Raw genomic sequence first — 25,955 nt, 5'->3', positions numbered from 1 at the left:
GAAAGAGCAGCTTAATTTTAGTTTACTTATAAAGAGTCAATCGATTCGCTAGGCTCAGTAAACCACACAGGGCCATCTTCGGTCATATAAAAGTGATCTTCTAAGCGAATACCGAACTCGTTTGGTACTACGATCATAGGTTCGTTACTAAAACACATACCAGATGCTAGCGGGTGAGGATTGTCTTTCACCAAATAAGGCCATTCGTGAATATCCATACCAATGCCGTGCCCGGTTCGATGAGGCAAACCTGGTAAGTTATAGTCTGGTCCTAAGCCATCTTTAGCTAAGCTGTCTCGCGCAGCTTTATCCACATCGCCACAGGGAACACCAACTTTTGCAGCGTTAAATGCGGCAAGCTGCGCGCGTTTTTCGCTTTCCCATAATGCTCTTTGCTTATCGGTTGGCTCACCAAAACAATAGGTTCTCGTGATATCAGAGAGGTAGCCATGCACCTTACAGCCAGTATCAATCAATACTAAGTCGTTCTTCTTTAGTACTTGAGGGTCTTTAACGCCGTGGGGAAACGAGGTGGCTTTTCCAAAAAGTACAATGCAAAAATAGTTTCCAGCAGCCCCCACTTTCTTATGTGCATCGTTAATAAATGCTTCAACTTCTGTCGTGGTAATGCCTTCATAAAGCATACTGGCAGTCGCTTTGTGCACAGCTAGGGTCATGTCCATAGCGCGTTGAATAAGCGTGAGTTCACTTTCAGATTTGTGCATGCGACAGTGTGCTGTTACCTCTGCACCATTGATAATTTGCCAAGAGTGGCCAAGCATCTTGTTCAAACCATCTACGATAAAAAACTGGGTCGACTCATCCACACCCAGTTTATCGCCTCCAGCGGTATTTAGTTTATCTAGCATAGCTATGACAAGCGCATATGGGCTCTCGTGCTCTTGCCAGCCAATTATGTCGCCTTCCACTAATTTGCGTTCGTTTAAAGAGTCGATCTCAAAGGTAGGAGCTATATATACAACGTCACCTTTTGCAGGTAAAAGCGCACCGACTAAACGCTCACTGGCGTACCACTGCATACCTGTAAAATACGCTAAGTTAGTACCCGCGTTTAAGTAGAGCGCACCAATGCCATTTTCCTGCATATAATGCTGCGCCTTGGCAATTCGGGCTTTGTATTCAGAGAGTTCTATGGGGCGCAGATCGCCTGTCATGTTGACAAGGCTATCTAAAGCCTGCTGTGGTGTTTTTGTGCCTATTATTTTACCCATTTTTTTCGTCCCTACACTGGCGCAAGGCTGATTGCCTGTTGGAATGGTCATCAGCCCGCCTTAAATATGAATTTATTAAAACGGGCTCACTGTACAACATTCAATAGAAATGTCGAGATAAGCAGAGATGGCTAGACCTTTTGTACAGCTTGTACAGCGTACCTAAAGATAAACACTCGCTAATGACTCGCTGTGCTTCACAGTGCACTTTTCCACGCAGCCTCTGGTAGCAAGTACAAGCCTTTTTCGCTTTTTGCGCCTTCATTTACGATATAGCCGATACCCGCCGCCATAACGGCCAAAGTTACGTCGAAGGCATTGATGCTGTCACCATAGCCCGCAGTTAAGTTAAACATAGAGCCATCGGCTAGAAGATACAGTGTTTTATCGCCCAGTTTATAGGCATTTACATAAGGCATTGGCTCACTGTGAGTAGCGTTGTTTTTAAGATAAGGCACATCAATTTCTTGGGCTACATGGCCTACATTTAAAATAAATGTTCCGTCTTTCATGTTGTCTAGATGACTCGAATTCACCACGCCATACGCGCCAGTTGCAGTGGCAATAACGTCAGCTTGACTAGCCGCTTCATTTAAATCAACCACTGGCCAGCCGTCGTATTTCGCTTGAAGCGCTCTTGCTGGATCAAGTTCTGCAACTTGAACCTGTGCCCCAAACGCTTTAGCCGAGGCGGCAACGCCCTGCCCAACCAAGCCATAACCAATAACAACCACTACTTTTTCGTGCAGGGTTAGATGAGTGGTTTGGAAGAAGGTTTGCCATGCGCTTAAGCCCACCATGTGCCTGTTGTGAAGCCCTTCTTTTACCGGCAAATCATCCCAGTTAAATATTGGATAGTTTGGCGCCATACCATTTAAACGGTTAATGCCAGAGCCCGTTGCTTCTAAGCCCGATACAATGCTCGGTACTGGTTTATTTGCTTTTATATTTTCGTGAAGTCGAGTTGTCAGATCTGCGCCCATTTCACACAAATGGGTAGGCTGCCACGCCAGCGCTTTATCGAATGACTCAGACCAGTCAGCCTCGCTCATATCACGCCATGCATGGGCCGTTGCGCCTTTATCAACAAGGTAAGACACCACGTCATCTTGCACCGTAGTGGGGTTACACGTGGTAAGAAAAATGTCGCATCCTCGTGAAAGTAGCCCTTCAACCAAAGGCGCCATTTTCAAATCTAAATGCATGTTGCAAGCAAGTTTAACGTTCGACAGATTGGGAAGTGATGCAATGGCATTACGAGTGCGCGGCATATGAAGGCTAGCCCACGCCAACTCTGCTTGAAAATCTTGGTACATGAAAAGGATACTCTGAGAAAATGAAAAGCAGAATCATACGTGAGAATGCTGTATTTATAAATCAGCTAGATACTTTCCTGAATTTCTCCTCTCGGTTATTTTCTCTTATTCTGAATCTTCCTCCCAAACCACCACTTTGTTTCGACCTTTTGCTTTCGCTAGGTACAAGGCTTGGTCTGACTGTTTAATGAGAACATTGACATTCTCTTCGCCTGGCGAGGTTCCTGCCACACCTATACTTACTGTCACTCGTATGAATTTGTTAATGTCGTGGGTGAAAAGGTGTACGCGGAGATTCTCGGCAATTTGCTTGGCGTAATGCACCCGAGTATTGGGCAAAAATACCAAAAACTCTTCGCCGCCCCAGCGAAAGGTAATGTCAGAGCCCCTAACTTGCCCTTTAATTTCTTCAGCGACTTTTTTCAGCACCTTGTCACCCATGTCGTGACCATATTTATCGTTGATACCTTTAAACCAATCAATATCAATGAGCATAACCGACATGAACTTATTACTGCGCTTTCCCATCTCCCAAATAGGATAAACCAAGTCTTCAAAAGCTCGCCGATTATAAAGCGACGTAAGTGGATCGAGCCTTGCGTCACGCTCGGCGTTTCTGCGCGCTTGCTGTACTTGTTTGTAGTTAAATGCCAGTGAGATAGATAGTAAAGACATTTCCAACACCATGCCGATTTCAATGCCTCTAAATGCCCATTTCGAGTATGGAATAAGCCCCCATGTGGCTAGACTCGACACCATCGCACCGCCGGTTCCGCATAAAATGGCTGGAAGGAAAAATTTAGCTAATGTGTCGCCATTACGGTAGGCAAAAATTCCTATCAACAACATCCAAATCGCTATTGTTGTTAAAACGGCAAGCTGCGACATCACCGCGAAAGAGCGACTTCCAATCAACACAATGATGACAGCGAGTGCGCCCAATGCGCCATAGATATACTTCCGACACCGATAGAGCTTTGGTAGATAGAGTTGGGTATTAAGAAACTCGATGGTGAATCTTACCGCACTGAACAAATACAAAAACATTAGCGCGGGCAAAAGCCACTGTTGAAGGAATATCGATTCTGACCAAAGCCACCAGAAACCATGACCGGTATAAGTGAAGTTAAATAGCAAAAACGAGAGAAGGTATAAGGAATAAAGCAGGTAGCGCCGTTCTTTGAGATAGGAGTATAGAACCAAGTTGTAGACCAATAAAATAACGAGTGCGCCGTACAACGCGCCATAAAAATACGCATTTTCCGTTGTCTTGTTTTTGGCAACTACTGGTGGCCCTACGTATATGGGGATCGTCATAGGATCTTCAGAGGAAAATCGAAAAACCACCAGCGTTTCAGGCTGGGTAAATCGATAGAATACAGAAGGCATTCGCGCGTTTTCAAAGCGAGCACTGTGCACCTGATTATCACCAAGTTTTACATGACGCTTTCTTTGACCGTTTTCGAAAAAATAGAGGTCGATATCGTCTAGCCACGCATTATCTATTTCTATTTTCAGAGGAAGAAAAGGTACGTTTATTGTGCTATTTTTAGCAATACGAGTAACAAGAACACCATATGTATCTAATTCAACAGCCAACACACCCCAAACCGTGTTACCAGTGAACCCATAACTAACGCGCCCTTTAGTATTTTTTATAAGTGTATTCTGCTGATATTTAGTCAGGATGTCTTCAGCAGTAAGCTGACTACCTTCCTCGTAATACATCCACAGCTTGTCGTTAACTAACTGCATTTTATCTAAAGACGCAGTACTTTTAGCGTAAGCGTGAGAGAGCCCGCCCCACAAGCAATTAACTATTACAAAACCAATAAATAAAAGAAGTGCTTTCATACATCAATTCTTTTGAATAGGGGCTTTTAAACACAGGGCAAGCTTTTGTATCGGCAACCCTTTCTTATATAAATATTAAGTTACGCTTATCAAAACCGTTTGTGAATAGGTTAAATTCATCAATATTCTACAAATGCGTTTTTATGTTGTTTCGTTTCCACATGTAAAGGCTTACGTATCTTTTATGCTTAGTTTTATTACCAGCACGCTGATTCCTGTTTTGATCCTTCTGTTAATGGGATGGCTATTTTTTCGCATTAAATGGCTCAATGAAGGGTTTATAGAAGCTGGATCTAAACTGGTATTTAACGTTGCGCTCCCTGCGCTATTATTTTTATCGATAGCGCGAGCAGACTTTTCTAAAGCCGCCAACCTATCGCTGATAGGCGTTGGAGTTATGGGCACGCTCATTGTTTTTGCCGCTCTGATGATTACCTCTCATCTGACCGTACATCCGTACAAAGCCAGAGGTGTGGTTGTACAAGGCGGTTTCAGAGCCAATATGGGCATTATTGGCCTTGCTTATTGTGCCAATACCTATGGGCAAGAAGGGCTTGCTGTAGCCTCGGTCTATATGGGGTGTATTACTATATTGTTTAACGTATTGTCTGTCTTTGTTCTTAATTTTTATCAAGGCACGTCGCGTTCTTTGTTGGGTCAAGTTACTGGCATGGCGAAAAACCCGCTGATTCTTTCTATCGCGGCAGCGCTCCCCTTCTCTTACTTCGAATGGCAATTGCCCACCACCTTGATAAAAACCGGTGAATACTTTGCGCAGCTAACACTGCCACTTGCACTTATTTGTACCGGTGCTTCCCTACAGTTCCGCTCATTCTCCAGTGACTGGTTTAACATTGTGCTTAGCACAACCAGTAAATGCGTGGTTTATCCCACCATATTAGTCGCGTTTGCCTATGCTTTTGGATTTAGAGGTATGGAACTGGGCATTGTTCTTCTTCTCGCCATTTCACCTACTGCTGCAGCAAGCTATGTCATGGTTAGAAACTTAGGCGGTGATTATCGTTTGGCGGCAAGTATCATCGCAGTGAGCACATTGGCATCTCTGCCTATTACCGCCCTCGCCTTTGGAATATTAAGTAAACTACAGCTGGTGTGATGAAAATACGTCTTTGTTAAGCGCATTTTAAGTTTATAAACAGTGAAGAGTGAAGCTATTGATGTGTTGTTAGACGGTATTGGAAACTAAAAGCGCCGGGTAACTCGACGTTAACCCGGCGAAAAAGGCGTAACAGACGTCGCCCTAATCTGCTTCGATCTCACCCTCTTCAATGGCCACAACGCGACGTGCTTCAACGTAGGTTTTAATAGCCCAAAGTGTCTCTTGGTCTAAGATAGGATCGGTTTGACCTTCAGGAATACCGCCAAGTGCAGGCATGCCTTTCGCCGAGCCAAAACGCAAGCGCTCAACGAACCATTCGTCGTCTTCAAAACTTTCTGGGTCGAGTTCACGAAGGTCTGGGTTTATTCCGCCAGACTGCGCGTGCAAGCCGTGACAACCTGCACAGTTATTTGCATAAGCTGACTCACCAAACTTGATGACCTTCGTTTTGGTTTCTTCATCGAGGCTTCGATATGGGTTTTCAAACACCCAGCCATTTTCAGACTCATCGCCATCAGTGATTGGCGGCATAGCTGAGCTATCTGCTCCTTGAGGGATAACATTTCCATGTGCAAGCACGTGGCCAGACAAGCCAGTTACCACGAGTGCCGCAAACAACATCGATATTTTTGTTTTCATAATTCATACATCCTCAAAAGACTATGAATTAAGTATACGTACGAGGAAGTAAGGGGTAACTCTACTTTGGTTTTGAAAGGCTCCTCCTTTGGTAGGAGGCCACAATGATAGCCACTGAAAGCGCAAGCTTTACAATTGCTGCTTCAACGTTAGTGCTAAAGTCAGAGTCGAAATAACGCCCATAAGAATGATGAAGACTTACCTTGCTAACAGGTAAATGAATAGGTGAAGAAAAAAAGGCCAGCGCACCTAGGCGCTGGCCATGTATTAATCACTATTTACTGCTCAGCTAAGGTTAGTTTTTTGCCACCTGCTGATAGCGCTTAGGCAATTTAAACGTCCACACGGTGCCGCCTTGGTTGAAGTGCTTCACGCGTTTTGCAACTTCACCGCCCCATAATGGCACTGCGCCGCCCCATCCAGATAGTACAGAGATGTACTGCTCACCATCCATCTCCCATGTCACTGGAGAGCCAACAATACCTGAGCCAGTTTGGAACTTGTAAACCATTTCGCCAGTTTTGTCGTCAAAGGCCATAAGATAACCTTCAGGGTTACCGGTCCAAACCAAACCACCACCTGTAGTTAACACGCCGCCCCAAAGTGGAGAGAAGTTGTTGTAGCGCCAAACGGTTTTACCTGTTTTAGGGTCAATCGCTTTAAGTACGCCGATAAAGTCCTCATTCACTGATTTGATGGTGAAACCCGCACCTAGGTACGCCGCACCTTTCTTGTAAGAGGTAGGCTCGTTCCAGATATCCATTTCCCATTCGTTTGAAGGCACATAAAAGAGTTCAGTATCCTTTGAATAGGCCATTGGCATCCAGTTTTTACCACCTAAGAACGCAGGGCGAGCGACAACCTGTGCACCTTGTTTACCATCAGCTGATTGCGCTGGGCTTCCTGGGCGATTTTCTTCAATGTAGATAGGTCGACCTTTTTCATCCAGTCCCTTTGCCCAGTTTAATTTATCAACGAACGGGAAGCCGCGAATGAAGTCACCGTTTTCGCGGTTAAGGACGTAGAAAAAGCCGTTTCTGTCGGCGGTTGCCGCCGCTTTCACTGTCTTGCCGTTTTCCTGGTAGTCAAACGAGATAAGCTCGTTTACGCCATCGAAGTCCCAGCCATCGTGCGGCGTGGTTTGGAAGTGCCACACAATTTTTCCTGTATTAGGGTCGATAGCTAAGCGCGACGACGAGAAGTAGTTATCGCCCGGACGTAGGTGAGAGTTCCACGGTGCAGGGTTACCCGTACCGAAAAATAGCAAGCCTGTATCTGAGTCGTAAGTACCACCTAGCCACGTTGCTGCACCACCGGTTTTCCATAAATCAGCAGGCCATGTTTTACCTGGCGCGCCGCCTGAAATACCATTTTCGGTTTTCTTACCGTCTTTCCATAAGTACCCCATGTGCCCTTCAACGGTAGGTCTAACCCATAGCTGTTTGCCAGACTTCGCGTCGTAAGCATACACTTTACCGACGATCCCGAACTCACCACCGGAAATCCCTGTAATGACTTTTCCGTCAACTACAATAGGCGCTGCAGTAATGGCGTAGCCCGCTCGGTAGTCTTCAACTTTTTTCTTCCAAACAGTTTTTCCCGTGTCTTTATCCAGTGCTACTAACTTGGCATCCAAGGTGCCAAATATGACCAGATTATCGTAAAGCGCAACGCCACGGTTTATCACGTCACAGCAAGGCATAATGCCGTCTGGCAAACGCGCTTCATATTGCCATAGCTCTTCACCAGTTCTCGCATCGATGGCCCACACACGAGAGTAAGATCCGGTTACATACATCACGCCATCTTTTACCAGAGGCTGCGATTCTTGACCCCGCTGCTTTTCACCACCTAATGAGAACGCCCACACAGGACGTACTTCTTCTACTGTATCGCGGTTAATGGCGGTTAGCGGGCTATAGCGCTGAGCTTTCAAGCCCATTCCATACGTCACTACGTCGTCAGTGGTAACGTGGTCATTTTGAATATCTTTGTCGGTGACAACAGCATGGACAGGAGTTAACGCACTTGCACAAACCAGCATAGACAGGGCAAGTTTTTTAATTGGCATATTATTATTCATAACGGTTCCTAGTTGCATGTAGGCCATAAATGGTCTGTTTCAGACTATTCGTTAGGATTAGCATAGCTAGGGGGGATGTCGATGCCTATGCAACAGCGGAGTGATTTGACTCCTCCTTTAGGAGGAGGAATGAAGGGCTATTTTCCCTTTTGATTAACGCCTTTACGCTTTCACGTCTTTTTAAACTAATGCGTGACTGATAACGGCGCTAGAGGTAAGAAGGCAATTGGCCATAGAGTTATTGCCTAATGTACTATCGCTCTGAACGCTATTGGTCACATGCTTTTATACTGATTTATCTTATTCTGAACTTTCATTCCCCGCAAAATAAGGCGGCATCTCATAAATAGTTTTGTATTTCTCAAATAACCGTTGCATATCACCCTCTACCACCATTCGCGTAATTACATCACCAATTTCATAGCCTAGTGCGCGATAATTAGTATGAACAGCAAGTCCTATGTCCCACTTTTGCTTTCCAATAAGCGGAAACGCGTTGCTTGCAAGGCGATATTGCTCATTATCAACAAACTGACTGAGGTAGGATATTTGCGAGCGCAATCCCATTACCGCTTCGACGGTTCCTGCTTTCATTGCGTCAATCGCTTCTGCGTTTGAACCATAGTGCGATGTTTTTTCTCGCAATCGGCCGCCAAACGCTGACGTTAAGTAAAAGTGGGGAATGCTGTCTATTTCCGCACCAATCGTGTGATATTGAAACATGCCCATGGTTTCCACTTCGGGCAAGGTTTGCGTGTTGTGAATGATTTGCCAGCTTTCACGCTGATAGGGGGCAAACATATGAACGAGCTCATTAACCAACAAGCCCACGTCGTCACGTTTTTGAGAAAAGCTTGGGTCGTAAGGCGCGCGCATCATCACATCAGCCTTAATGCGATGAATTATATGGCCCTTCCATAGGTAATTTCTGAAATCGTCCTCTGTCGTTTCACCTGGTGTCATCCATATCAGTTCTAGCTCAACACCAAGGGCGCTCGCGATTTCACGGGCGATATCAATATCAATACCTGTGGGGCTGTCGTTTTCAATAAATGAAAATGGAGGATAGTCGGTGTACACCGCAATTCTAATTAAACCGCTGTCTTTAATATCGTCTAACGATCTTGCTTCCCCGAACGCAGAAAGCGCAGAACCCGTTATCAGGCAGAGTAAAATGAAAATAACTCGAAAAGGTTTAACTAACTGCACAGCTTACCCACTTATTCAATCGAACTTCTTAAGCATACTAAGGGGTTAGCGTGATTTTACTAATGCTACTTTAGCGCCATAGCATTCCTCCTTTAGGAGGATGTTCTTCGGGAAAATTGCCATATACCCTTATGTCAGACAAACAGATATCAGCAAAAGCATGCAGCTGAGCTCAGGGTGGTATATGGCAAAGGGTGTAAAAAGCACGGTTGAAAGACGATTAACCGGTAAGCGTTATCAAAAGTGTGTAGCGTCACTTTTTTGCTGCGTTCTGTTGTCGTTTTTAAACAGCGCGCTCGCGTTTAATGAAGCGCAACCTTCACGTACTCAACAAGCTGCACCACAGGCCTCTTTTGCCACTATTGTGGTCATTTACATAAAAGTTGCGGGCACATCTCCACCAGGCACACCAGACTATTTAAAGTCCCCCAGCAATGAGGGGACAGCTGGCGCAAGTGTGGCGATAAAGGATGCCAATATCACGGGGAAATTTCTTGGTTATCAGTTTGAGTTAACTGAAATCCGTGTACCTTCTATCGGCGAACTGCAAGCTTCTTTAGCTAAAATACACCAGCACTCTGGTTCAAGTGCTAAAGCAAATCACAAAGAAATAAGCAGCAATCAGCAAGGCGATATTGCACCCGTTGTACTACTGGACATGCGAAGCAGTGATAAGGTAAAGGCTGCCTCAATTGAGCCGTTGATTGCCACTATTCAAAGCACGCTTCCTAATGCCGTATTTTTTAACGTAGCTAATAGCGATGATTTGCTGAGACAAAATTCATGTCGCCTGCCCTTGTTTCATACAATCCCCAGTTATCAGATGAAAGCCGACGCGCTAGCCCAGTGGTTTCGCACTAAGCGTATTGACGAGATATTTGCAGTTTACGGAAAAACCGCTGACGATGCTGCATACCTAGCCGCGTTCAAACGCAGCGCTAAAAAATTCAAGCTTTCACTTGTTGAAACTAAACAGTGGAAAGACAGTTTTGATTTACGCAGGGCTGCCTTTGCTGAAATTCCTCAATTTACGCGAACAACTGAAACCTATCAGGCTGTTTTTACCGCCGATAGCGCGGCGCAATTCGCGTATAGCCTACCCTTTAACACCTATTATCCCGTACCTGTGGTAGGTGCTGCCGGCCTAAAAGCGCTAGGTTGGCATTTTACCCACGAACAATGGGGCGCCCGTCAGCTTCAAAGCCGTTTTAACGATACGTTTAACAGACACATGAATGAAGTCGACTTCGCCGCGTATCTTGCGGTAACGGCGGTGGCAAATGCTGCGCAGCAAGGAAGCGATTTAACGCAGCAGGGAATACTTAAAACCTTGCTTAGCGACCACTACACGCTGGGTGCCTATAAAGGCCGCCCTCTTTCTATTCGCCCCTACACCCACCAATTTCGTCAGCCTATTGCGCTGGCCCACGAAGACGCATTGGTGACTCATGCGCCCCTTGATGGCTTTCTGCACCAAACCAACGAACTGGACACATTAGGCGCAACACACACTACCTGTAAGGACAAGTTATGAGCTATCGCTTTGCACTCTTGCTTGGCAGTTTAATGGCAAGCTTTGCACTTCCTCAAGCCTTTGCACTTCCTCAGGCGTATGTCACTAACGAAAAAGACAACACGCTATCTGTCATTGATATGACGACATTTGATGTGGTTGAAACTATCGAGGTTGGAGAGCGACCCCGAGGGTTTATTTTAAGTGCAGACCAGTCCCACGCGTATATCTGTGCCTCTGATGCTGATCGCATTCAAATTATGGATTTGTCTACCCATTCCATAGTGGGCGATCTTCCCTCAGGTGCAGATCCTGAAACCATAGCATTACATCCTAACGGCACCACTATTTACACAGCTAATGAAGACGATGCCCTTCTTACTGTTATCGACATTCCAACGGCTCAGGTCATTTCTCAGATAGATGTGGGCGTAGAGCCTGAGGGGCTGGCAGTGAGTCACGACGGCAGCATAATGGTCGTCACATCAGAAACCACTAACATGGTGCACTGGATAGATACCAAAACGCACGAAAATATTGCAAATAGCTTGGTTGACGCAAGACCCAGAGATGCTCACTTTACCAAAGATGACAAGTACCTTTGGGTAAGCTCGGAAATAGGTGGCACCGTTAGTATTTTCGATACTGCTACTAAGCAAAAAGTGAAGACCCTTTCCTTTGCCATTAAAGGCGTTTATCGCGACAAGGTTCAGCCAGTGGGTATTGTGCTTATGAAAGATAAGCCCTACGCCTTCGTGGCGCTTGGCCCAGCGAATCGCATAGCGGTCATCAATACCGATACCTTCGAAGTGGAAGACTACATTTTGGTTGGGCGACGAGTGTGGCAACTAGCGTTTAATCAAGATCAGTCTTTATTGCTGACCACTAACGGTGTGAGCGGTGATGTTTCTGTCATCAATACCCACACGTTAAACGTAGAGCATACGGTAAAAGTGGGACGTTACCCTTGGGGCGTGGCGGTTAAATGGAAATAGCGGTTCAGGCGGTTTCACATCAGTACGGCGGCCATCACGCGCTGGACAATATAAGCCTTTGCCTAAAACCAGGCTTAACCATGCTGCTTGGGCCAAATGGCGCAGGCAAAAGTACCTTATTTGCGCTTATTACGGGCCTTCAAAAACTCACGCAAGGCAGCATTACCTTTGATGGTGCTACCCTGTCTCAATCTCGCACAAGTATTATGGCGAAAATGGGCGTGGTATTTCAGCAAAGTACCTTAGATATCGACTTATCAGTAAAACAAAATTTGTCCTACTTTGCTTCGCTCCACGGTATAAGTACCACTAGCGCGCTATCTCATATTCAAGGCCTGCTCGACGAGCTCGATCTTACAACTAAGCTCAACACAAAAATTAGAAACTTAAATGGCGGGCACAGACGTCGGGTCGAGTTAGCTCGCTGCCTTATTCACAAGCCATCCTTGCTGCTACTAGACGAGCCTACCGTTGGCTTAGACATAGAATCCCGTCATCTTATTTTGCGGGTAGTACAAGCACTCGCTCATTCGCAAAACGTAAGTGTACTATGGGCCACGCATTTATTTGAAGAAGTGAAGCACAACAACAACTTGATAGTCTTATCAAAAGGACGAGTGTTAGCCCACAACCAATGTGAAGCCTTGTTAGCCAAGTATCATCAACAGGATATTGAGCACCTTTGGCAGCATTTGATGCAGGAAGGCTCCTGATGTATTGGTGCTGTTTTGTGGGTGTACTTACCCGAGAGATGCTGAAGTTCTGGCAGCAACGTACACGCCTGTTAAGTGCATTGGTGCGCCCGCTGCTTTGGCTATTTGTTTTTGCCGCAGGGTTTCGTTCGGCCCTCGGTCTTTCAATGACCGAGCCTTACGAGAGTTATATTTTGTACGAAGAGTATATTGTACCTGGGCTTGCCGCCATGATTGTGCTTTTTAATAGTATGCAAAGTTCATTGTCCATGGTGTACGACAGAGAAATGGGCAGCATGAAAGTACTGCTGTTAAGCCCGGTTCCCCGCCCTTTTCTGCTAGGCAGCAAGCTTATAGCCAACACCTTGGTAAGCGCTATTCAGGTGTATATATTCTTTGCCTTTGCGCTTCTGCTTGATGTACGTCTATCTGCGTTGGGATACGTTTATGCGTTGCCTGTTATTGCGCTACTGTCATTGTTTTTAGGTTCGTTAGGATTATTACTGGCAAACTATATTAAGCAGCTAGAGAACTTTGCCGGGGTCATGAACTTTGTCATTTTCCCGTTGTTCTTTCTATCAAGCGCCCTATACCCGCTTTGGAAAATGCGTGAGGCCAGCGAATGGCTGTATCAGATTTGCGCCTTTAACCCCTTTAGTAGCGGCGTAGAATTACTGCGATTTGCGCTCTATGAAAAACTCGAACACAACGCGCTAGCCGTTGTACTTTGTCTTACGGCTATCACTTTTATTTTCGCTGTGAGAAGCTTTCGCCCCAAAGCCTCAAAAGGGTGCTTCTCGTGATAAAAGCAAACCTAACCTGGGCTAATGAAAGCAATAAAATTGAAACGTTAGACGATAGTGACTGCTTACTTATTTTAACTACGCCCGAGTTATTAGCGAGCCAACTCTTTCACTTTTCAACACTCGCTAAGACATACATTGAGCAGGTTTTTGACGATGAAGGTTTTGCAGGAAATAAAGGCCAATGTGTATTAGTAGAAGGCCTTAAGGCGTTTAAAACAAGTTACATCTCAGACACTGAAAACAGCGGAAAAAACAAAATTAGCCAACAATTAGCTGAAGTAAAACGGGTGCTGTTTTATGGTGTCGATTTTGCGCTTTTTGAAGCGTCAGATGCACCCAACGTCTCTAGCCGTGCCTCGACTTTATCTAAAACTAATGACCCCTCCATAGTTAACCGCTCAAGCTACGCTAGCGATTCAAACTCCGCGTTTTATTCGAAAAGCACTAGTGACTTGAAGCAAACTAACGCGCCAGCATTTCGCTATCTAGAACAGCAGTTCGATGCATTATTTAAAAAGCTTAAAAGCGTGTCGGTAACCTTAGAAAAACTGTCGTTTATGGCGCTTTCTAGCACTGAAACAGTAAGCAGCGACCCTGTTAGCACCATTGCGAGCCACTCGCAGTTTCTGAGTGCGCTACTTAGAAGCTATTTCAAGCACGGTTATCACTATAAAGGCTATAAAACGAATAATCGTTCGGTTTCTAGCAGTCGAGCCCGCGATGGCAACAACAACGCAACTAGTGTTGAAAAAAACGCCGCAACTAATGAAGCAATTAACCAAGCAACTGATATTAGGGGCACGCTGTCTCTTGCATTAGATGCCAAGCATTTTAATAACGCGCAAAAGCGTCTCGTTTCACACACTATCCGCTATGAATCAGCCCTGAATGCCGCAATGACGTGGGCTAAAGATCTCGCCCACATGCCAGCCAACTTATGTACGCCAGATTATCTGGCCGAACAAGCTCTGCATCTGGCGCAAACCTTTAATACGGTGTCTTGCGATATCCTCAATGAAAGTGCGCTAAAGCAGTTAGGCATGAACGGGTATTTAGCGGTAAATGCAGGTTCACAGTTTGCTGCCACCATGCCTATTCTTCGCTATACAGCCAAAGGTTTAGAGAATTCACCGCCAGTAGTGTTAATTGGCAAAGGTGTAACCTTTGACAGCGGCGGCATAACGTTAAAACGCAGCCCTGATATGCGCCATATGATTTACGACATGGCAGGCGCTGGCTGTGTATTGGGCGTCATTCAGGCGGTTGCCACACTGGGGTTAAATATAAATATTATTGGTATTGTGGCGAGCGCTGATAATGCGATTGATGGCAAAGCCTATCGCCCGGGTGACATCATTACTATGCACTCAGGAAAAACCGTGGAAGTCATGAGCACCGATGCAGAAGGGCGTATGCTTATGGCCGATGCAATCAGCTACGCGAAACAGTTCTCCCCCTCGGTTATTATTGATATTGCAACCCTAACCGGCGCGACCATTAGCGCACTGGGGCACAAAGCCACTGCACTTTTTAGCAACGCTCCAGCGCTTGAAAGTGCGTTAGTTGAAGCGGGTGAACTGGCCAACGACAGGTGCTGGCCTTTCCCACTTTGGCCAGAATATCAAGACGCCATTACCTCTCAGCACGCGGATATGATGAATACGGGTATAAACTCTCCCGGTGCTATTTCGGCAGGCTGCTTTCTCTCTCGCTTTGCTGACGGCATCCCGTGGGCTCACCTCGATGTGGCAGGAACCGCTTTTACCTACACCAAATCGTTATCGGCGACCGGCCGCCCTATTCCTCTGCTGTTATCTTACTTAAGCAGCTGCGCTATCAAAAATAATCAATAAATCATCAAAATTCATGACAGTTCTCCTCCCTTAGGAGGATATCTGTTAACACATATTCAACATATACTCAGTCATGCGTTTAATCATAAAGAAGAGGAACAATTATGTGGACTAAACCCCAATACACAGAAATGCGCCTTGGTTTTGAAGTAACTCTTTACATCAATAACCGCTAGGCAACGCCCTCTGGGATGATGAACAAAAAGGCTGCCGACGCAGCCTTTTTTTACTTGTAGTATGGAGTTGTTATGCACGTATTGATTCTTGGTGCTGCCGCCGGGGGTGGATTTCCGCAATGGAACTGCCACTGCCCCAATTGTAAGGGTTTACGCGAAGGTAAAATAAAGGCGAAAGGCAGAACACAGTCGAGCATTGCTGTCAGTAGCGATGGTAAAAATTGGGTTCTCATTAATGCCTCCCCCGATTTACGGGAGCAGATAAATAGCCACCCGCAGCTGTGGCCCGACGCCCATGTGTCTCGCGGCACACGCATAAGCGCAATTGTGCTTACCGACAGTCAAATAGACCATACTACAGGCCTGCTAACTTTGCGCGAAGGTTTACCCCTTCCCGTTTATTGTACCGATGTTGTGGCCGAAGACCTAACCACCAGCTTCCCGCTTTTTACCGTATTAAAACACTGGCACGGCGGACTACAACAGCATTCAATTAATACCGATTATCATCAACACTTTGTACCAAAGGGGGCAGAAGGCCTGACTTTCCAACCTGTGGTATTAGAGTCTAATGCGCCCCCTTATTCGACGTATCGCGACAACATTGTGCCGGGCAACAATATCGGCCTGAAGATAACTGACGACACCACGGGCAACGTGCTTTTTTACGCGCCGGGATGTATGCAGGCAAACGACACAGTAAAACAAGTAATGCGCGAATCTCACTGCGTGCTATTTGACGGTACGCTGTGGGCCAATGAAGAAATGATAGATCACGGCTTTAGCAACAAGCTGGGCACCGATATGGGACACATGCCGGTTAATGGAAAGGGCGGAGCCATTGCGCTGCTAAATGAATTTAACGTTAAGCGTAAAGTACTAATTCATATCAACAACACAAATCGCGTGCTTGACGAAGACTCCAGTGCTTATCACAGCCTGTGTGAGCAAGGTATTGAATTGGCTTACGACGGTATGGAAATTGAGGTGTAGTAATGACAGAACACGCATGGTCTAGACAAGAATTCGAACAAAAACTGAGAGAAAAAGGCGCTTACTACCATATTCATCATCCCTTTCATAAACGTATGAATGAAGGACACTGCAGCGTTGATGAAATTCAGGGCTGGGTGGCCAACCGACTGTATTATCAAATGGCGATACCGGTTAAAGACGCGGCAATTTTAGCGAATTGCGAAGATCAATCGGTACGCAGAACTTGGATCCAACGAATTATCGATCACGATGGACGGGAAGGTGAAGACGGACTGGGCGGCATAGAAGCCTGGTTGCGGTTAGGCGAAGCGGTAGGCTTGAACCGCAGTGAATTACTTGATGAAACCCACCTATTGCCAGCGGTTAAATTTGCAGTAAATGCCTATGTGAATTTTGCCCGCCGTGCGTCGTGGGAAGAGGCTGCCTGCTCATCGTTAACTGAAATGTTCGCCCCTGAAATACATCAAAGCCGATTAGATACCTGGCCTAGGCACTATACATGGATTGACAGTGAAGGCTTTACCTACTTTCAAATGCGGTTAAGTCAGGCGCGCCGTGATGTAGAGCATGGCCTGCAGATTACCCTTGACCACTTTGTTACCCGACAACAGCAAGAACATGCGCTCAATATACTGCAGTTCAAAATTGATATTTTGTGGAGCATTGCTGATGCCATTTGCTTTGCCTATGAATATAAGAGAAAGCCGTTTGATGGTATTGCCGACCAGCGGGTGTGCCATATAGGGAGGTTTTAATGATGTCGAATTTACAATCACAAACCGAGCACCACTTAGATGCTGATAGCGTCGGTGCTGATAACGTGGAAGATAACATTGAAAATAGCAGCAGTCACAACAACGAGGGCGGCCGCACAAGAGACAAAACAGCTTCTTTAAATCCGCTTTTTCGCATGCAGTACGAGAAAGCTCAGGGTTGTTATGTTTTGTTGTTCCCCGAAGGAATGATCAAACTTAACCCTTCTGCGGCAGAAATTCTTAAGCGAGTAGATGGCAGCAATACGGAAAATGCCATTTGTGCTGAACTTCGCCAAGCATTCCCTGATGCACCTGATGACTTAGAAGAAGATGTTCATGCATTTCTGGTTCATGCCGAGCAAAAGAAGTGGATCCGCTATGACGAATGATACAGACGTTGATTTACAAACCGACGAACCAAATAGCATAACGCCTCCGCTATGGCTCCTAGCCGAAATTACTTATCAGTGCCCATTGCATTGCCCCTATTGCTCAAACCCAGTAAACATGGAAGAAACATTTAATGAGCTCTCTACTGAGCATTGGGAGCGTGTGCTGCGTGAAGCGCGGGAAATGGGCGCCGTGCAATTGGGCTTTTCTGGCGGAGAGCCATTGCTTCGAAAAGACTTAGAGCACTTGGTCGCTTATGCGCGGGCTTTGGGTTTTTACACCAACTTGATCACCTCTGGCATTGGCATGACAGAAAAACGTATTGCCAAACTCAAAGAAGCCGGCCTTGACCACATTCAGCTGAGCTTTCAGGCAGCCAATGCTGAAGTCAACGACTTAATAGGCAACAAGCGTCACTCATTTGAACAAAAACTTAAAATTGCGAAGTTGGTAAAACAATACAACTATCCTATGGTGCTTAACTTCTGCATTACCGCGCAGAACATTCACGAAATAGAAGACGTGATGGCGCTCAGCGAGCAGCTGAACGCTGATTTTGTCGAGCTAGCTACCGTGCAGTATTACGGCTGGGCCTATGAAAATAGAGACCATCTTTTACCTACCTCACAGCAGCTACAGGAAGCTGAAGCCGCAGTGAACCGCTACCGAGCGCAGCAAAACGGTAAAGGGCCAACCTTCATATTTGTGTCGCCCGACTACTACGAATCTCGCCCTAAGGCGTGCATGAATGGCTGGGGCACAACGTTTTTAACCGTAACGCCAGATGGCAGTGCCCTTCCGTGTCACAGTGCAAAGATATTGCCCCTTCGTTTTCCTAATGTGAAAGAACGCTCGTTGCACGATATTTGGCACCAAGACTTTAGCTTTAATCATTTCCGTGGCGATAGTTGGATGCCTTCGCCCTGTAGGGACTGCGATGAAAAAGATAAAGACTTTGGCGGCTGCCGATGTCAGGCCTACCTGCTAACAGGTGATATGTATAAGACGGATCCGGTTTGCAGCAAGTCGCCCGATCACCATTTGATGAAAAGCATTACCGATAAAGCAGGTACTGCACCGTCGAAGGCACTACAGTATCGGAAGGTGGAAAAGCCGATTCCCATCCTAGAAGTAAGTGCTACGAGGTAAGCGCTACGAGACAAGTAATACGAGATGAATGCGCTGCGATAAATACAAAACAAAAAGAGATACTGTTAAACCGCAATGATAAAAGTGTATGTCTGAATTTCATTTCATTGATGCCGGCTCTGGGTCAAAAGTGCATAGCGTTGTTTTTGCGCTAAAAACCCCTGCAGCAGGCCACACTGGGTTGTCTCATTTAGCTGAGCACATGAGCTTTCGACGCTCTCACCAATACCCAACTGCCCACGAACTTTTTACGGCCAATACACTTCTGCCTGTTACTATTAACGCTACCACACTCGCCGAGTACACCTTCTTTTTCGCTTCGTCTGAAAAAGCGAACGTGCTGCTTGATGCTGTAAATTACCTGTACTGTGGCCTGCTTAACCGGGATTACGGTAACGATGAGGTTATCTTAGAGCGTGACGGGGTTATCTTTAACGAGCTCGCCATGCTAGAGGCAAACAGCGACTATGCATTAAACGCCGCTATTCGATTGGCCGATACCAATAAAAATGCCTATCAACACGCGGGTGGTTTTACACAAACCATAGGCAGCAACAGCATTCAAGCGCTTCAAGACTACAAACGCCAGTGGTATCAGCCAAGCAATATCACCACGCTGGTTTATAGTAATTCAGCCCACTTTTTTGAGCAGTGCAAAGAGGTTGTTACAGCCCTGAGCGAAGAAATAGCCCTGAGCGCGGAAACAGCCCTGAGCGAGAGAGCGGCTTTGAGCGAAGAATCAACACTGAACAGAAACGCCTCTCTGAGTCAGCACGCATCTCAACGTGAACACTCACATTTAGACAAAGAAGCCTCTCTTGATGCGCTAACGACAAAAGGCGAAAACGAATCAATAAGGCATGTATTAACCTGGTGGTTTCCTCAGTGCTTTCTAAAGGGTTTACTACAGCAAGAAGCAACACTTAGCACCGTAGCAGGCCTTGAAAACACTTTAATTATCGACCCCGAAATCAATCAACAAGGCAATTTTGCAATTCGCCTCGTCGCAGACGAAGCGATGAAGGAAACAGCAAGCGAGCTTTCGATAGAAGCACTTCCAAAGCTTTCACAAAATCTGACACACAAGCTAGTGAGCGATGATAATGATAAAAGGCTGCGACAACTAAAACATGTGGTATCCGCGTGTCTTGCCTCATTTGATATTAGACCTTCAAAGCCAATGCCAGACACTGATAAACATGCAGAGGGTGTGGGGGCGGCTATTCACTATTTTGCGCAACTAACAGATGCGTTGGGTTCGAACAAGTGCGCCGCCAAAGATTGTGCCACCAAAAGCGCTTATTTAGCGAGTGCTAATAAGGTATCGCTCTCCTATTTGGGGGCTCTACCTTCACCAGAAAAGTCAGTCGCTCTCGAGCGGATTAGAAAGGCACGTAAGGGATTTTCCGCGCAAGCCAGCGCTTCCAATAGCGAGCAGTCACTTTTAATACCGCGTCTTACCTCTAAATACCGACATTTTATTGCGTTAGAGCACTTGCCTGCACTTCCACGTTTATTGCGGCCACTCGCCAACAAGACCACCAATTTGAAACGCTTTAACGCTGAACACATTGCTTCGCACTTAACGCCGTTTTCCATTCCATCGCCCTCAATAACTCTAGAGTCGGCTTCTCTAAATTCTGATTCTGGTTATTTAGCCTCGCACTGGGTGTATCGCATCGCGTTCTATCAACAGTCAAGACTACAAGCGGTACTGGTACACCACCTTTTCTGGCAACCAAGAACCTCGGGGGAATGCTACGCACTGGGCGCTGCAACCTATGAAAATAACCTTTTTCTATTTGGTGCCAGCGACACAAATATCACAGAGCGTGAAAACTGGTGTCATAAGGTTTTATCGATTCTCTCGTAGGGAATTCGGGAAAAAACACTGCTACCAATTTATGATACTTCCTCCCACTTAAGGAGGATATTTTTAGGGAATGGTTAAGGCAATACTGAAAGTATAAATAATAACGAAGCAGTCAAGACCATGCCTACGCGAATTTCTACTAAAAGCTCTAGCCAAAACGTTGCACAATCCCCAACACATCAACTTGCCCGTTCACCATTTGCTCTTGCGATTATTGCAAGCGCTGTAACCTATGCGTTTAGCTCTGCTGCAGAAGCTAACGATGCAATGGACCACTACGAGGTTATAGAGGTACAGGGAGCGACACCGCTTAGTGCCAACAGCAATAACTCTGCTGTATTTGGTAACGTTCAGACACTCACTCAAGACGATATTGAAGGGAGCGTCAACCGTTCACTACCGGAGCTACTCAAAACTCAACTGGCAAGCGTGAACCTAAACGATGTTCAAAACAATCCGTTCCAACCCGATCTGCAATACCGCGGGTTTACTGCCTCTCCGCTGCTTGGTCTACCTCAGGGCATTTCGGTGTACTTAAACGGCGGTCGGGTTAATGAAGCGTTTGGCGATACTGTGCATTGGGACCTAATGCCTCTAGATGCTATAGATACCGTTTCTTTGTACTCTGGTTCAAACCCTCTGTTTGGCCAAAACACGCTAGGCGGCGCCCTTGCGCTAAGAACGAAAACAGGGTTTAGCTTCAACGTCAACGAAATAGATTTACAGGCTGGACAATTCGGCCAGAAAGCCGCGTCTGTGGAATCAGGTGGTCATAACGATCACTGGGCGTATTACGTGAACCTGAATCATTATGAGGAAGATGGCTGGCGTGACTATTCGCCATCTGAAGTGCAGCAAGTATTTACATCGCTTGCCTATAAAAGTGACAAAATGCATCTCGACATGAACCTCTTTATGGCCGATAACGAGTTACTCGGAAATGGTGCGTCGCCTATTGAACTGCTGGATATTGAAGGAAGAGAAGCGGTCTACACCCACCCCGATCAGACCAACAACGAACTTACGCACGTTAATATAACCGGTGATTTCGTTTTAACTGACACCTTATCTTTAACCGCCAATATGTTTTATCGCGACACACAAACTCAATCAATCAACGGCGATGACAGTGATTTTGGTGCCTGCCAGTTCGCTGATGGACGCGTAACACTGTGTGAATTTGAAGATGATGACGACGATGATGATGATGATGCTCCGCTTGATAGTGATGATGATGGCGACGACGATGATGACGATGATTTGCCTGTTGTAGGCGAAGGCGACGATATAGAAGCGGTTGAATTCATTGGCTTTGATGACGACACCGCGCTTGCCGAAATATCAGATGTGGACGCAGATGAACTTGATGGAACATACAATACGGGCCGGACAGACGCCAAAGCTACTGGGTTATCTTTTCAGCTAGCAAAACAATATGCCTTAAGCGGCTTCAGTTCAGAGTTAATTGTTGGTGCCAGCTACACCAAAGGAGATGTTAACTACGCCGCTGATACTACATTTGGTATTTTGGAAAACGAATCTGCACAAGACTCACGCACCGTTTTACCCATCGACGGGCTCATGGCACAAGAAGCCAGGGTTAGATTAGATGTAGACACCACCGCATGGTCGCTATTTTTCATGAATAGTACACAGCTCTCTTCAGCCGTATCACTCAATCTTGGTGGACGTTTTAACCGAGACCATATTGTTATGGAAGACCTGATTGATGACGGTGAAGGTTCATTGGACGGCAATCACCGTTTTACCCAATTTAACCCAGCGGTAGGTGTAGACATTACTATTGATGAGCAAAGCCAGTTGAATCTTGCAATCAGCCAGTCTTCAAGAACGCCAAGCCCAGCAGAGTTAAGCTGTGCAGATGAAGACGACCCGTGCCGCTTACCGAACGGTTTTGTGGCCGATCCTCCTCTTGATCAGGTGGTCACCCAAACTATTGAAGCGAACTACACCACACGCATTGATAACATCGACCTGATGCTAAATGTTTTTCACAGTAGAAGTAAGGACGACATTATCTTCCAACAAGCAGGCTCTGTTGCCTCTCGCGGATACTTTATTAACGTTGATGAAACCCAGCGTCAGGGCGTTGAATTCAGCGTAGGCTCAACGTGGGAAAAACTAACCTACCGGTTAAACTACAACTATCTTAACGCAACCTATGAATCAACATTCACGTCGTTTAGCCCCTTTAACCCTCAGGGTCCAGACAGACTCGTAACACCAGGTGACAAAATTCCAGGCCAGCCAGAGCATTTAGTCAAGCTCTACGCAGATTACGCCTTAACGGATAAAGCGCGTTTAGGCGCAGAAGTTATTTCAGCATCTAGTCAGTACTTTAGGGGCGATGAGGCTAACGAAAACGAAAAGATTGACGGATACGTTATTGCAAACATTTATGCATCGTACCGGTTCAACGACACATTTACCGCATCGCTACGTGTGAATAATGTGTTCGACAAAGACTATGAAACCTTTGGCACGTATGGCGAGGCTGATGAGGTATTAGAAGACATTTATCCCGACGTAGAAGGTGCAGAGTTCGTGGGCCCCGCACAACCGCGAATGGTCAGTGTAAATCTAAAAGCGAGATTCTAATCAGATAGCAGTTGTTACCACACGCGCTTTTATCCACACAAAAGCTGCAAAAAAATCAAAAAAACGCGACTTACTTTTTCACAGTAGTCGCGTTTTTTATCATTTATACATTTAATTTTCCCGCTACTAAAGAAGGAGATTAACACGCCTTACGGCCGATGGTTCAAAATTCAATAGAACCTATTATCAATTTACTGGACACCGAAAGCATTAAAACCAGTCAAAAATAAAAATAAAAAGCCACTGTAATTAATCAACACTACCAATATTGGGACAGTAAAATGAAAAAGAATACATTTACAAAAACCTGTTTATCTATTGCCATTTTAAGCACAGTCAGTAGCCATAGTTTTGCCCAGGACGAGCCCTATTCATGGAATATCTCTGGATGGATAAATGAAGGCTTAACCTATTACGACGACGGTGTGGGTAGTGATGTGGCACAACTTTCAGACAACGGTACAACGCTAGGCAGCCGTATTACGCTTTCAGGGAATTATAAACTGGAAGAACAAGGCATGGACGTGGGCTTTGAGGTCATTATTGAACCTCTTTCAGGCGCACCCAACTACGCCGGTGGTGGCCATCAAACCCCGCTTTTGTTTGCCAATCAGGATAACTTAGACACCTTCAACGGCGGCGACATAGGCCTGTTGGGCAGTAGCCTCTACTTTGGTGGCGACTGGGGTAAAATCACCATTGGTTTACAAAGCCTTCCCACCGATAACATTGCCGTTCTAGCTGATCCTTCTGGCACAATCTGGTCGGGAATTTCTCCATTATTTAGAGCAAATGGCTTCTTTATTCGAGGCGTAGAAGAAGGTTCAACCAATGTCGCGTGGGGTCAATTTGCTCAGTGCTTAGCAACGCCTGGCTTGGGTATTGGTATTGACTGTAACGGCATATATCGCAACGGTGTGCGCTACGATCTCCCTCAAATGGGCAACGTGAGTATTGCAATAGGTTATGCAAACGACGAAATTTACGATATTGCGGTTAAGTATGCGGCTGAGCACGAAGGCTTCAAAACTAACCTTCATGCAGGTTACTCAGTGAATAAAGATGGCGGTAGCAATGTTGGGGGCAACAGTTCAACTACGCTGCAACTGCAAGCAGGGCTCATGCATATTGAGTCAGGAGTATTTGGGGTAGCCACTTATCAGATGGAAGAAGCTGACGATGCGATTGTTGGGTCGGGTGACGATACAGATGCTTATTACTTTAAAGCAGGCATAAGAAAACAGTTTAATCGCTTTGGTGATTCTGCTTTCTATGCTGAATATGCCAGTTATAACGACCAATACGGCATGGCTCATTTAGATGGCGTTACCGGCTCAGAGCTTAGTCAGTGGGGCGTTGCAGCAGAACAATATTTTGGATCGCGCTTCTTGGTGTACGCGAAATACGAAAATCTAAGTTTAGATATTGATGGTTCAGAATCTGCGCAAGGAATTTACAACAGCGCAGAAGACTTAACCCTAATTCAACTAGGTGGCACTGTGTTCTTTTAATTGAGAATTAAAAATCAGTCATATTTTAACATTGAACTTATATCTAATTACTCTGAAACTTAAAAATTACTCGATTCATTTAATTAATGATAAAAAACTGATTAATTTTACACTTAATTAAGAAATTAAAATTAAGCTAAAAGATATGACATAAAAAAGCGAGATTCACTCTCGCTTTTCCTATTGAAAAAGGAAAGATCATGAAAAATATATCTCTATTTTCATTACGTTCAGCTCAACCCATTCTGTTAGCCCTACTCTTCATAACGACAGTACATATCGCAGACGCACAGGTCATATTTCAGGAGGACAAAAACAATTTTATTCGCCTTGTTGAAAAGCAAAACGAAACAGACAGTGACATGCGTGCCAACCAGCACCCCTTTACGCTGCAAGAGCAGGATGTATCCGCCATACTTAGCGCTATTCAGGTGGTTAAGAATAAAAATACGTCAACACCGCTTTTTTCCAACGAACAAGTTGCGTTACTTGCCGCCTATCTGCCTGAGGCGCTGCGAACAGCGACTGCTCAGCAAGACGTAATTTTTGCCCTTAGTAAAGAGAAGCGCTATTTGGCAGGCCTTAAAAACCAAACGTATTACGTTGCAGGCAGTATTTTCGTTGCAGACGACCAGCTCAATATTCTTATTGGCGAGTTCGACAAAGTAGCCAATAAAGCCTACGAAATGGCTTATGATCCTACTTCTCAGGGCTTGGTAAAATACGACTTTGATTTTGGTAACCGGAAACAAGCAAAGTTCTCATTCGATTCCCCACTTTCTTTTTCCGCACCTGGTATAGAACTAAAAACGGAAAATCGCTTCGATTGGGTGGTCGCACCGACTCAGCTGGCATTTGAAGCACCTTTAGAAAAGGAAACACTTTCCCCAGCGAATAGGGAAAACACACCCAGTAAGAAAGACGTAGCTGGCTCGGCCCCCTTACCAGCAGAGAACGATATCGTTGCTCGTTTTAAACGGTTAGACGCACTAAAAAAGGCAAACCTAATTAGTGAAACAGAATACGCCGAAAAAAGAAGGCAGTTACTTGACGAGTTATAGAACGAAAGTCCCGTCAGTACTGGTCTTACGTGCTTTTTTATTATAAGCCATTGGTCTTATTAGGCCTGATTTAATGTTATATTAATGTTAACATTGTAAACACGTGAAGTGAC

General features: G+C 45.6%; 21 protein-coding genes. 15 read left to right on the top strand and 6 right to left on the bottom strand.

The window, feature by feature from the left end:
- Window positions 1-26: 26 nt before the first annotated feature.
- The 3 genes from BZA03_RS04780 to BZA03_RS04770 form a co-directional block, all read right to left on the bottom strand.
- Window positions 27-1,232, bottom strand: coding sequence for a Xaa-Pro peptidase family protein (locus BZA03_RS04780; protein WP_110288347.1), 1,206 nt, complete (start codon window positions 1,230-1,232; stop codon window positions 27-29).
- A 197-nt stretch (window positions 1,233-1,429) separates the two neighbouring features.
- Window positions 1,430-2,548, bottom strand: a complete 1,119-nt coding sequence (locus BZA03_RS04775; RefSeq protein WP_110288122.1) for an adenosylhomocysteinase — start codon at window positions 2,546-2,548, stop codon at window positions 1,430-1,432.
- Between the two features lie 105 nt (window positions 2,549-2,653).
- A complete protein-coding gene (locus BZA03_RS04770; protein WP_110288121.1) occupies window positions 2,654-4,402 on the bottom strand; it encodes a diguanylate cyclase in 1,749 nt (582 codons plus the stop codon).
- A 184-nt stretch (window positions 4,403-4,586) separates the two neighbouring features.
- On the opposite strand from BZA03_RS04770, the gene BZA03_RS04765 reads away from it, so the two are divergent.
- The gene (locus BZA03_RS04765) at window positions 4,587-5,519 is read left to right on the top strand and encodes an AEC family transporter (RefSeq protein ID WP_014950661.1); all 933 of its coding nucleotides are present in this window, start codon (window positions 4,587-4,589) and stop codon (window positions 5,517-5,519) included.
- Between the two features lie 144 nt (window positions 5,520-5,663).
- Here the strand turns inward: BZA03_RS04765 and pedF are convergent, their stop codons facing one another.
- The 3 genes from pedF to BZA03_RS04750 form a co-directional block, all read right to left on the bottom strand.
- A complete protein-coding gene (pedF, locus tag BZA03_RS04760; protein WP_014950662.1) occupies window positions 5,664-6,161 on the bottom strand; it encodes a cytochrome c-550 PedF in 498 nt (165 codons plus the stop codon).
- Window positions 6,162-6,456: 295 nt separating this feature from the next.
- Window positions 6,457-8,244: a PQQ-dependent methanol/ethanol family dehydrogenase gene (locus BZA03_RS04755; protein ID WP_014977357.1), complete on the bottom strand. Its 1,788-nt coding sequence runs from the start codon at window positions 8,242-8,244 to the stop codon at window positions 6,457-6,459.
- Window positions 8,245-8,544: 300 nt separating this feature from the next.
- A complete protein-coding gene (locus tag BZA03_RS04750; protein WP_110288120.1) occupies window positions 8,545-9,453 on the bottom strand; it encodes an ABC transporter substrate-binding protein in 909 nt (302 codons plus the stop codon).
- 184 nt (window positions 9,454-9,637) lie between these two features.
- Here BZA03_RS04750 and BZA03_RS04745 point away from each other — a divergent pair, with 184 nt between their 5' ends.
- The 14 genes from BZA03_RS04745 to BZA03_RS04680 all read left to right on the top strand — a co-directional run bounded on the left by BZA03_RS04745 (window position 9,638) and on the right by BZA03_RS04680 (window position 25,842).
- Window positions 9,638-10,987 carry an ABC transporter substrate-binding protein gene (locus tag BZA03_RS04745; protein ID WP_258364583.1) on the top strand — a complete coding sequence of 450 codons (1,350 nt, stop codon included), beginning with the start codon at window positions 9,638-9,640 and terminating at the stop codon, window positions 10,985-10,987.
- Window positions 10,984-11,961, top strand: coding sequence for a PQQ-dependent catabolism-associated beta-propeller protein (locus BZA03_RS04740; protein WP_110288118.1), 978 nt, complete (start codon window positions 10,984-10,986; stop codon window positions 11,959-11,961). Before BZA03_RS04745 ends, BZA03_RS04740 begins: the two co-directional genes overlap by 4 nt.
- The gene (locus tag BZA03_RS04735; protein WP_110288117.1) at window positions 11,952-12,674 is read left to right on the top strand and encodes an ATP-binding cassette domain-containing protein; all 723 of its coding nucleotides are present in this window, start codon (window positions 11,952-11,954) and stop codon (window positions 12,672-12,674) included. The genes BZA03_RS04740 and BZA03_RS04735 overlap by 10 nt, the downstream gene beginning before the upstream one ends.
- Window positions 12,674-13,456, top strand: coding sequence for an ABC transporter permease (locus BZA03_RS04730; RefSeq protein WP_110288116.1), 783 nt, complete (start codon window positions 12,674-12,676; stop codon window positions 13,454-13,456). Before BZA03_RS04735 ends, BZA03_RS04730 begins: the two co-directional genes overlap by 1 nt.
- Window positions 13,453-15,312 carry a leucyl aminopeptidase gene (locus tag BZA03_RS04725; RefSeq protein WP_110288115.1) on the top strand — a complete coding sequence of 620 codons (1,860 nt, stop codon included), beginning with the start codon at window positions 13,453-13,455 and terminating at the stop codon, window positions 15,310-15,312. Before BZA03_RS04730 ends, BZA03_RS04725 begins: the two co-directional genes overlap by 4 nt.
- A gap of 104 nt (window positions 15,313-15,416) precedes the next feature.
- On the top strand, window positions 15,417-15,488 hold the full coding sequence (pqqA, locus tag BZA03_RS20680) for a pyrroloquinoline quinone precursor peptide PqqA (RefSeq protein WP_071953288.1): 72 nt from the start codon (window positions 15,417-15,419) through the stop codon (window positions 15,486-15,488).
- A 72-nt stretch (window positions 15,489-15,560) separates the two neighbouring features.
- Window positions 15,561-16,481 (top strand): pyrroloquinoline quinone biosynthesis protein PqqB, encoded by a 921-nt coding sequence (pqqB, locus tag BZA03_RS04715; RefSeq protein WP_110288114.1) that lies wholly within the window; start codon window positions 15,561-15,563, stop codon window positions 16,479-16,481.
- Window positions 16,482-16,483: 2 nt separating this feature from the next.
- Window positions 16,484-17,239: a pyrroloquinoline-quinone synthase PqqC gene (gene pqqC, locus BZA03_RS04710; RefSeq protein WP_076012934.1), complete on the top strand. Its 756-nt coding sequence runs from the start codon at window positions 16,484-16,486 to the stop codon at window positions 17,237-17,239.
- A complete protein-coding gene (pqqD, locus tag BZA03_RS04705) occupies window positions 17,239-17,628 on the top strand; it encodes a pyrroloquinoline quinone biosynthesis peptide chaperone PqqD (protein ID WP_069944927.1) in 390 nt (129 codons plus the stop codon). The genes pqqC and pqqD overlap by 1 nt, the downstream gene beginning before the upstream one ends.
- Window positions 17,618-18,778: a pyrroloquinoline quinone biosynthesis protein PqqE gene (gene pqqE, locus BZA03_RS04700; protein WP_110288113.1), complete on the top strand. Its 1,161-nt coding sequence runs from the start codon at window positions 17,618-17,620 to the stop codon at window positions 18,776-18,778. Before pqqD ends, pqqE begins: the two co-directional genes overlap by 11 nt.
- Before the next feature lie 88 nt (window positions 18,779-18,866).
- Entirely contained in the window at window positions 18,867-20,651 is a 1,785-nt protein-coding gene (locus BZA03_RS04695; RefSeq protein ID WP_110288112.1) for an insulinase family protein, read from the top strand.
- A 120-nt stretch (window positions 20,652-20,771) separates the two neighbouring features.
- Complete coding sequence (locus BZA03_RS04690) at window positions 20,772-23,270, top strand: TonB-dependent receptor (RefSeq protein WP_110288111.1); 2,499 nt, start codon at window positions 20,772-20,774, stop codon at window positions 23,268-23,270.
- A 281-nt stretch (window positions 23,271-23,551) separates the two neighbouring features.
- Window positions 23,552-24,781, top strand: coding sequence for a porin (locus tag BZA03_RS04685; RefSeq protein WP_110288110.1), 1,230 nt, complete (start codon window positions 23,552-23,554; stop codon window positions 24,779-24,781).
- A 200-nt stretch (window positions 24,782-24,981) separates the two neighbouring features.
- Window positions 24,982-25,842, top strand: coding sequence for a hypothetical protein (locus tag BZA03_RS04680; RefSeq protein ID WP_110288109.1), 861 nt, complete (start codon window positions 24,982-24,984; stop codon window positions 25,840-25,842).
- The last annotated feature ends 113 nt before the right edge of the window (window positions 25,843-25,955 follow it).

Origin of the sequence: Alteromonas sp. I10, assembly GCF_003201515.1 — a bacterium.
GTDB lineage: Bacteria > Pseudomonadota > Gammaproteobacteria > Enterobacterales > Alteromonadaceae > Alteromonas > Alteromonas macleodii.
Note: the sequence above shows the minus strand (reverse complement) of the source record. Positions and strands in the feature narration are given on the sequence as shown.

Excerpts from the sequence above, each read along its gene's own strand:
- BZA03_RS04780 (WP_110288347.1), bottom strand. The coding sequence starts at position 1,232 with ATGGGTAAAATAATAGGCACAAAAACACCACAGCAGGCTTTAGATAGC.
- BZA03_RS04695 (WP_110288112.1), top strand. The coding sequence starts at position 18,867 with ATGTCTGAATTTCATTTCATTGATGCCGGCTCTGGGTCAAAAGTGCAT.
- BZA03_RS04735 (WP_110288117.1), top strand. The coding sequence starts at position 11,952 with ATGGAAATAGCGGTTCAGGCGGTTTCACATCAGTACGGCGGCCATCAC.
- BZA03_RS04740 (WP_110288118.1), top strand. The coding sequence starts at position 10,984 with ATGAGCTATCGCTTTGCACTCTTGCTTGGCAGTTTAATGGCAAGCTTT.
- pqqB (WP_110288114.1), top strand. The coding sequence starts at position 15,561 with ATGCACGTATTGATTCTTGGTGCTGCCGCCGGGGGTGGATTTCCGCAA.
- pqqC (WP_076012934.1), top strand. The coding sequence starts at position 16,484 with ATGACAGAACACGCATGGTCTAGACAAGAATTCGAACAAAAACTGAGA.
- BZA03_RS04690 (WP_110288111.1), top strand. The coding sequence starts at position 20,772 with ATGCCTACGCGAATTTCTACTAAAAGCTCTAGCCAAAACGTTGCACAA.
- BZA03_RS04765 (WP_014950661.1), top strand. The coding sequence starts at position 4,587 with ATGCTTAGTTTTATTACCAGCACGCTGATTCCTGTTTTGATCCTTCTG.
- BZA03_RS04685 (WP_110288110.1), top strand. The coding sequence starts at position 23,552 with ATGAAAAAGAATACATTTACAAAAACCTGTTTATCTATTGCCATTTTA.
- BZA03_RS04775 (WP_110288122.1), bottom strand. The coding sequence starts at position 2,548 with ATGTACCAAGATTTTCAAGCAGAGTTGGCGTGGGCTAGCCTTCATATG.
- BZA03_RS04770 (WP_110288121.1), bottom strand. The coding sequence starts at position 4,402 with ATGAAAGCACTTCTTTTATTTATTGGTTTTGTAATAGTTAATTGCTTG.
- BZA03_RS04730 (WP_110288116.1), top strand. The coding sequence starts at position 12,674 with ATGTATTGGTGCTGTTTTGTGGGTGTACTTACCCGAGAGATGCTGAAG.
- pedF (WP_014950662.1), bottom strand. The coding sequence starts at position 6,161 with ATGAAAACAAAAATATCGATGTTGTTTGCGGCACTCGTGGTAACTGGC.
- BZA03_RS04680 (WP_110288109.1), top strand. The coding sequence starts at position 24,982 with ATGAAAAATATATCTCTATTTTCATTACGTTCAGCTCAACCCATTCTG.
- BZA03_RS04755 (WP_014977357.1), bottom strand. The coding sequence starts at position 8,244 with ATGAATAATAATATGCCAATTAAAAAACTTGCCCTGTCTATGCTGGTT.
- pqqD (WP_069944927.1), top strand. The coding sequence starts at position 17,239 with ATGATGTCGAATTTACAATCACAAACCGAGCACCACTTAGATGCTGAT.
- BZA03_RS04745 (WP_258364583.1), top strand. The coding sequence starts at position 9,638 with ATGGCAAAGGGTGTAAAAAGCACGGTTGAAAGACGATTAACCGGTAAG.
- pqqE (WP_110288113.1), top strand. The coding sequence starts at position 17,618 with ATGACGAATGATACAGACGTTGATTTACAAACCGACGAACCAAATAGC.